Source organism: Staphylococcus sp. HMSC034C12, assembly GCF_001835895.1.
GTDB lineage: Bacteria > Bacillota > Bacilli > Staphylococcales > Staphylococcaceae > Staphylococcus > Staphylococcus hominis.
This window is the reverse complement of the sequence record NZ_KV826348.1, coordinates 1-8,389: the sequence shown is the minus strand read 5'-3', so window position 1 is coordinate 8,389 and position 8,389 is coordinate 1. Positions and strand designations below refer to the sequence as shown.

Here is an 8,389-nt window from a genome sequence, read left to right as displayed (position 1 = left end):
TACAACTACAATCAATGCAATCCAACCAGATGTGCTTAAAAAATCAGAAGCAAGACAAGCAATCGATGATATTGCAAGAGCTAAAAAAGAAGCGATTGATCGAACACCAGATGCGACAACAGAAGAAAAAGAGGCAGCCAAAGCGAAGGTAGACCAAGCAGTAACGGAAGCCAAAGGCCATATCAATGAAGCAATAAATAATTCAGGTGTCGATGAAGCAAAAACAAATGGTACAACTACAATCAATGCAATCCAACCAGATGTGCTTAAAAAATCAGAAGCAAGACAAGCAATTGATAATGAAGTTATTAATAAGAAGACAGAGATCGATAATAATGTTGATGCAACTATAGAAGAAAAAGAAGCCGCAAAATCAAAAGTAGACGAAGCTGCAGTAGAAGCAAAAAATAATATTAATCATACAGAAATAAATCAAGCTGTTGACAAAGCAAAAGAAGATGGTGTTACAACAGTTAGTCATATTCAACCAAATATAGTTAAGAAAATAGCAGCAAAGACTGCAATCGATGAAGTAGCTAGAATTAAAAAAGAAGCGATTGATCAAACACCGGGTGCAACAACAGAAGAAAAAGAAGCAGCGAAATCAAAAGTAGACGAAGCTGCGACAGAAGCAAGAAATAATATTAATCGTGCTTTGTCTAACAATGATGTAGATCAAGTAGTACATAATAGTACGGCATCAATAAATAATATCCAACCAGATATAGTTAAAAAAGAACAAGCAAAACGAGGTATAGATACTCAAGCAAAAATCAAAAAAGCCATCATTGATCAAACATCTGATGCAACGACAGAAGAAAAAGAAGCAGCGAAATCAAAAGTTGATGAAGAGGTAACAAAAGCAAAACATAGTATTGATCAAGCAGTAACAAATAGTGATGTAGATCAAGCAAAAGATAGAGGAACTGTTGCTATAAATAACATTCAGCCAGAAGTTGTAAAAAAAGAGACAGCTAAGACTTCTATTGATCAAATTGCATTAACTAGAAAAAACATCATTGATCAAACACCTGATGCAACTGAAGAAGAAAAAGAAGCAGCGAAATCAAAAGTTGATGAAGAGGTAACAAAAGCAAAACGTAACATTAATCAAGCAGTTACAAATAATGATGTGAATCAAGTTGAGCATAATAGCACAATAGCAATTAATAATATTCAACCCAATATTATAAAAAAAATTGCAGCTAAAACGTTAATTGATCAAGTAGCAAGAGCTAAAAAAAATAATATTGATCAAACATCAAATGCGACAATAGAAGAAAAAGAAGCAGCAAAACAAAAAGTTGACGAAGAAGTTACAAAAGCAAAACATAGTATTGATCAAGCCATAACAAATAGTGATGTAGATCAAGCAAAAGATAGAGGAACTGTTGCTATAAATAACATTCAGCCAGAAGTTGTAAAAAAAGAGACAGCTAAGAATGCTATTGATCAAATTGCATTAACTAGGAAAGCCATCATTGATCAAACACCTGATGCAACTGAAGAAGAAAAAGAAGCAGCGAAATCAAAAGTTGACGAAGAAGTCATAAAAGCAAAACATGGAATTGATCAAGCAAGAACAAATAATGACGTAGATCAAGTTGAACAAAATAGCACTACAGTGATAAATAATATTCAGCCGACAGTAGTTAAAAAATCAGAAGCAAGACAAGCAATTGATGATTTAGCTAAACTTAAAAAAGCAACTATTGATTTAACGCAAGAAGCAACTGAAGAAGAAAAAGAAGCAGCGAAAAGTAAAGTGGATCAAGCGTTAACAGAAGCTAAAACTCATATCAACGAAGCAGAAAATGATGATGGAGTTGATAACGCGAAAACAAAAGGGATAAATGTTATTAATACAATCCAACTTGAAATTATAAAAAAAGTAGAGGCAAAACATGAAATTGACCAATCTGCAATTGCTAAGAAAAAAATTATAGATCAAACACCAGATGCAACTGAAGAAGAAAAAGAAGTAGCAAAACAAAAAGTAGATGAAGAAGCTACAAAATCAAAAGATAATATTGATCAAGCTACAACAAATGATGCAGTGGATCAAGCAAAAACAACAGGAAATACAGAGATCAATAATATTCAACCAGAAGTGGTTAAAAAATCAGAAGCAAGACAAGCAATTGATGAAGTAGCAAAAGTAAAAAAAGAAAAAATTAATCAAATGCTAGATGCAACTGAAGAAGAAAAAGAAGTAGCAAAACAAAAAGTTGATGAAGAAGTTATAAAAGCGAAAAATACTATAAATCAAGCTACAACAAATGACGGTGTGAATAATGCTAAAACAACTGGTAAAAATACTATTGAAAATATACAACCAGAAGTAGTTAAAAAAGCTGAAGCAAGAAAAGCGATAGATGAAGCAGCAACTCTTAGAAAAAATCTAATTGATCAAGATAATTCGACAACAAAAGAAGAAAAAGACATAGCTAAACAAAAAATTGATGATGAGGTTAATAAAGCTAAAAGAAATGTTGATCAATCAATAAATAATTCCAATGTAGATCATGCACAAATTAATGGTATAAGTGCAATAAATAACATTAATGCGGTAGCTTTGAAAAAAACACAAGCCAAAAAATCTATAGATGATGAAGTAACAGCAAAAAAAGCAGAAATTGATAGTAATCATGAAGCAACGAATGAAGAAAAAGAAATGACAAAACGTAAAGTAGATGAAGCAGCAACAAAAGCGAAACATAATGTTGATCAATCTACAACGAATGATACAGTAGATCAATCAACTCAAATTGGAATTTCAATTATATCTAATATTCAACCAGAGACAATACAAAAATCCTTAGCTAGACAAGCGATAGATGATGAAGCAACAATTAAAAAAGCAGAAATTGATAATAATCACAATGCAACAAAAGAAGAAAAGGATGTGGCTAGACAAAAAGTAGATGAAGAAGTTATAAAAGCAAAGAATAATATTGCTCAATCTACGACTAATTCTGATGTTGAAATAGCCAAAGAAAGTGGTAAACATGCTATTGATGAAATTCAACCAGAAATAGTTAAAAAATCTGTAGCTAAACAAACTATCGACGAATTAGCTAAACAAAAGAAAGCAGAAATTGATCAAACACCAAACGCAACAAAAGAAGAAAAGGATGCAGCAAAACAAAAAGTAGAAGAGGCAGTAATGAGAGCTAAAAAACTGCTCGAAGGTGCCAATACTAACTCAGATGTCGATCAGACTACAGAGCAAGGTAAACAATCAATTAATAGTATTCAAGTTGAAGTTATTAAAAAAGCAGATGCTTTATCTAAATTAGAAGTGGAATTACAAAAATTAAAAGATAAAGTATCATCTGATCAAACATTTACAATAGATGAAAAACTATTCATAAAACAAAAACTTGATGAATCATATAAAAAAGCAGAAGAAAAAGTAAACCAAGCTCAAACTAATAAACAAGTTGATAATATAAAAATACATTATCTTCAAGAATTTAATAAAATAGTTCTAATCGACAAAGTAAAATTGAAAGCTAAATCTCAAATCTTTGATGTAGCAAATAAACGTAAAGCGTATATTAAAGGATTAACAAATATATCAGAATATAATAGAAATAAAGCTTATAAACAAATTGATGTTTATGTTATGAAAGCCTTAAATAAATTAGCTGAAAATGTGACTACTAATGATATTAATGAATTAACGAGAGTGACTATTAATGAGATTGAACATGTGAATGTTAAGCAATTTGAAAATAACTTTGGATTGGTTAATGACAACAAAGTTACATTTAATAATTTTAATAATAAATTTAATGTGAATAATAATCATTCAAAATTAAATACTCTACCTTATACAGGTGAAAATGAAAACTCATTATTATCTTTAGCTGAGTTCACATTATTAAGTGGTCTGCTATTATTATTAAAACGAAGAAAAAAAGAAGATAAATAATAAAAAATAAATTCAGTTATCTTCGTATTCAAAATATGAAATAAAAAACACTCCAAAAGTTATAATTTTACTTAACTTTTGGAGTGTTTTTTATTTTTAAGTATATATAAATTGTCTAGCTTCGCTTCCAGCGACGTGGCCGGTAACTAAAGCACTTGTAATATTGTAGCCGCCTGTATACCCATGAATGTCTAATACTTCTCCACATAAAAATAAACCAGGTTGAATTTTTGACATCATTGTTTTAGGCCATATTTCTTTAAGAGAAACGCCACCACCCGTAACAAATGCTCTTTCAATTGAAAGGGTACCATTAACAGTGAAAATGAATTGTTTGAAATGTTCTGCGAGGTGAGTCAACTGTTGATTTGAAAGATGATGAAATGTTGTATTTTCATTAATATTAGCCTGTTCTAGCATAAACAATAAATATCTTTCTTCTATTAAACCACGTAGTGCATTTTTTATATATTTGTCTGGTTCTTCGCTTAAGATTTTCTTTATTTTATTTTCTAAATCTTGTAAAGAAATCTCTGGAAATACATCTAACTGTAATTGTATGTCTTGTTTTTTCTGATTTTTTTGTTCTTTATAAACGAATTGGCTACAACGTAATGCAGCTGGTCCACTTACACCAAAGTGTGTAAAAATCATATCCATTTGATGACTAATACGTTTTTTACCATTTTTCTTTAAAACTGATAATTCTACATCTTTTAAACTTAAGCCTTTAAGGGTTTTATTCTTAATAAAAGATTCACTAGATGTAATAGGGACTTCAGTAGGGAATAATTCAGTAATAGTGTGACCTAAATTTTCAGCAAATCTGTAGCCATCACCTGTAGATCCAGTTTGGGGGACGCTTGTTCCACCAGTCGCAATAATAACTGTTTTTGATTCAAATTCGCCATCTTGTGTTTTTACTATAAAAGATTGATCATTTTTAGAAATGTCATTAACAACAGTTTCTTCTTTAATTTCAACGTTGTTATTTTTAATTGTATTAACTAAAGTATCAACAATATCTTGTGATTTGTTTGAAACTGGAAACATTCTTCCATGATCTTCTTCTTTTAATTTTATACCACGACTTTCAAAAAATTCTATTATGGATTCGTTATCAAATTTTGAAAATGGACTATATAAAAATTTACCGTTTCCGGGTATATTTTTGATGATTTCTTCGTAAGGTAGACGATTAGTCACATTACATCTACCACCACCAGAAATTTTTAATTTTCTTCCAAGACCTTTTTTCTTTTCGATTAATAGAACCTTACTATTATTTTCACTCGCAGCAACTGCTGCCATTAATCCGCTTGGTCCACCGCCAATGATTATTGTTTGATACATATATTAACCTCCGTTATCATACATCTATATTCTACATAAATACTTATTATTTTGCGAACTGAAGTAGAATTTTGTGTTAAAAAGTGTATTAAATACATAAATAAAAAAATTACAATATTTTTATTTAATAATAGTGAGAATAATTGACAAAAAAAACTTAAAAAGAAACGAGAAACAATAAGTATTTTGTGATATATTTTATAGTAATGCAAGTCCTTAGTTTAGACAGATGTATAACGACATAGTTTGATTAAATTAAAGATAGGAAGATTGAATATGAGTGAAAATAAGGAAATGGTGCGCGGAACCTTTTTAATAACATTTAGTATTTTAATTACTAAAATTCTAGGTGTTTTATTTGTAATTCCTTTTTATGCGATTATGGGTGCAAATGCGGAGGAAAAGTTAGCGCCGTTTAACTATGCTTATGTTCCTTATAATATTGCTATTGCTGTCGCGACAGCTGGAGTGCCTTTAGCAGCTTCAAAATTTGTAGCAAAGTATAATGCAATAGGAGCATATAGAGTTGGACAGAAACTCTATAAATCGAGTTTTATCGTAATGTCGATATCAGGTATTATAGGATTTTTAATATTGTTTTATTTAGCACCTGATATTGCAGTTATTACTTTAGGTCAAAAAGAAGGAAAAGGTGGATGGACAGTACCAGAGATTACTTGGATTATTCGTATCATCAGTATAGTAGTGGTTTTTATCCCACTATTAGCAACATGGAGAGGGGTATTCCAAGGTTATCAATCGATGGGTCCAACTGCTGTATCTGAAGTTACTGAACAATTAGCCAGAATTATATTTATATTAATAGGTAGTTATTTAGTTTTAAATGTTTTTCATGGTACATATCTACAAGCTAATGGTGTAGCTACATTCGCAGCCGCTGTGGGAGCAATTGCAGGTTTATTTACTCTTTGGTATTACTGGAAAAAACGTAAACCTCACATTCAAAAAATGGTAGAGTCTGATCGTACAGGATTAGACATTTCTTATGGAAGAATGTATAAAGAAATTATTGCATACAGTATTCCGTTTGTAATTGTTAGTTTAAACTTTCCATTATTTAACCTTGTTGATCAATTTACACATAACAATGCACTAGATGCAGCAGGATTCCATGCAAATAAAGATTATTTCTTTACGATATTAAACTTTACAACCAATAAAATTGTAATGATTCCAACATCACTTGCAGCAGGTTTTGCGGTAAGTTTAATACCATATATTACTAAAACATATGCAGAAGGTCGTTTAACTGAAATGCATCGTCAAATTAAAACATCAATCGGTGTATTAATGTATATTACAGTTCCAGCAAGTTTAGGGATAATGGCACTGGCTGCACCTTTATATACAGTTTTCTATCAATATAATCCAGATGGAAACAAAATGTTATTTATCTATGCCCCTGTAGCAATATTAATTTCTTTACTTAGTGTTACTGCTTCGATGTTACAAGGTATAGACAAACAAAAATTGACAGTGTTTGTCATTTTAGGAGCCGTTGTATTAAAGTTAGCACTTAATATTCCATTAATTATGACTTTCCATACTGCAGGAGCAATTTTAAGTACTGCTATTGCATTGAGTTTTGCGATTACAGCAAATTTCTTTATTTTAAAAATATATGCGAAATATGAATTTACAGAAACATTTGTGCAAGTAGCGAAAATTTTTATTTATAGTTTAATCATGATGATTAGTGTGGAAATTGTTTACTTAATTTTAGGTCATTTTGTCCCTGTAGAACGTAAATTTGGAGCAATGATTATATTACTCGTTGGGGTTATTGTAGGTGCTTTAGTGTATGGTAGTATCACAATTAAAAATCGATTAGCTGATCAATTTCTTGGTGAATTACCAGAAAAGATTAGACGTAAAGTTGGATTTTTAAGATGAGATTAGATAAATTTTTATCGAATATGGGAGTTGGCACGCGTACTGAGGTAAAGCAGCTTTTAAAGAAAAATAGTGTCAAAGTTAATGATAAAGTGGAAAAATCACCTAAATACCAAGTGAATCCTGAGCAAGATGAAATTACTGTAGATGGCAAAATAATAGAGTATATTAATCATGTTTATATTATGTTAAATAAGCCTAAAGGATATGTTTCTGCTACTTATGATGATATAAATCAAACAGTGATAGATCTTATTGCTGATTACCGCCATCTTGATATATTTCCAGTAGGCAGACTAGATAAAGATACTGAAGGTTTATTACTTATTACTAATGATGGACAATTTAACCATAATTTAATGAGTCCATCTAAACATGTGTCTAAAACGTATAAAGTAACCTCTAAATATCCTATTAAAAACGAAGATATTATTGCTTTTAAAAATGGAATTGAACTATCAGATGGCAAAGTAAAACCAGCACAACTTGAAAAACTAGATCATAAATTATCTTTAGTTACTATTTATGAAGGAAAGTATCATCAAGTGAAAAGAATGTTTCATTCAATTGATAATGAGGTATTAGAATTAAAACGTCTTAAAATTTCTAATTTGACGTTAGATGAAAACTTAAAATCTGGAGAGTATCGTTTACTAACTTCAGAAGAATTAAAACTTTTATAGTAATAAAAGAGAAAAGGGGTAATATGATGGCTAAAAGTGCAGGTTTATTAAGAATTGTGGCAGGAATTGGTGCTGCAGCGGCTGCAGTAGCATTATCACGTGAAAGTAGCAGAAATAAATTAAAAGCTGAGTATAATAAATATAAAGAAAATCCAGAAGGCTATAAACAAAATGCGAAAGGGCTAGTTAATGATATTAGCTCAAAAGCAAATGAAACAATTCAAAACGTAAAGAATGACCCACAAGGTTATGCAAATCGTTTAAAAAATGATCCTAAATCTTTATTACAAGATGAAAAATCTAAATTCACTAATGTGAATACTAAAAAAAATGATACACATGAATTAGCAGAAGGTAAATTTGATGATGAAGGTGGCGCAACTGTTAATAATAATTTAAGAGTAGTCACTGAAGAAGATTTGAAAAACAATCATAATGCCTTAGACGATAGACATTAAACTTAAATTTTAAAGAGTCCGGGACATAAAGTATCTAGATAAGT

5 protein-coding genes are annotated in these 8,389 nt (G+C 30.3%); 4 read left to right on the top strand and 1 reads right to left on the bottom strand.

Features of this window, described 5'->3' with window-relative positions; genetic code table 11:
* A partial coding sequence (locus tag HMPREF2629_RS08935; RefSeq protein ID WP_141756722.1) for a DUF1542 domain-containing protein occupies positions 1–3,937 on the top strand: 3,937 nt, incomplete at its 5' end.
* 96 nt (positions 3,938–4,033) lie between these two features.
* On the opposite strand, the gene HMPREF2629_RS08930 is transcribed toward HMPREF2629_RS08935, so the two are convergent.
* Positions 4,034–5,290, bottom strand: coding sequence for a BaiN/RdsA family NAD(P)/FAD-dependent oxidoreductase (locus HMPREF2629_RS08930; protein ID WP_070813305.1), 1,257 nt, complete (start codon positions 5,288–5,290; stop codon positions 4,034–4,036).
* Positions 5,291–5,566: 276 nt separating this feature from the next.
* On the opposite strand from HMPREF2629_RS08930, the gene HMPREF2629_RS08925 reads away from it, so the two are divergent.
* The 3 genes from HMPREF2629_RS08925 to HMPREF2629_RS08915 are packed head-to-tail and all read left to right on the top strand — an operon-like array spanning position 5,567 to position 8,345.
* The gene (locus HMPREF2629_RS08925) at positions 5,567–7,204 is read left to right on the top strand and encodes a putative polysaccharide biosynthesis protein (protein ID WP_002455187.1); all 1,638 of its coding nucleotides are present in this window, start codon (positions 5,567–5,569) and stop codon (positions 7,202–7,204) included.
* A complete protein-coding gene (locus HMPREF2629_RS08920) occupies positions 7,201–7,887 on the top strand; it encodes a pseudouridine synthase (protein WP_002488019.1) in 687 nt (228 codons plus the stop codon). Before HMPREF2629_RS08925 ends, HMPREF2629_RS08920 begins: the two co-directional genes overlap by 4 nt.
* Before the next feature lie 26 nt (positions 7,888–7,913).
* Complete coding sequence (locus tag HMPREF2629_RS08915) at positions 7,914–8,345, top strand: YtxH domain-containing protein (protein ID WP_002488017.1); 432 nt, start codon at positions 7,914–7,916, stop codon at positions 8,343–8,345.
* Positions 8,346–8,389 lie beyond the last annotated feature (44 nt).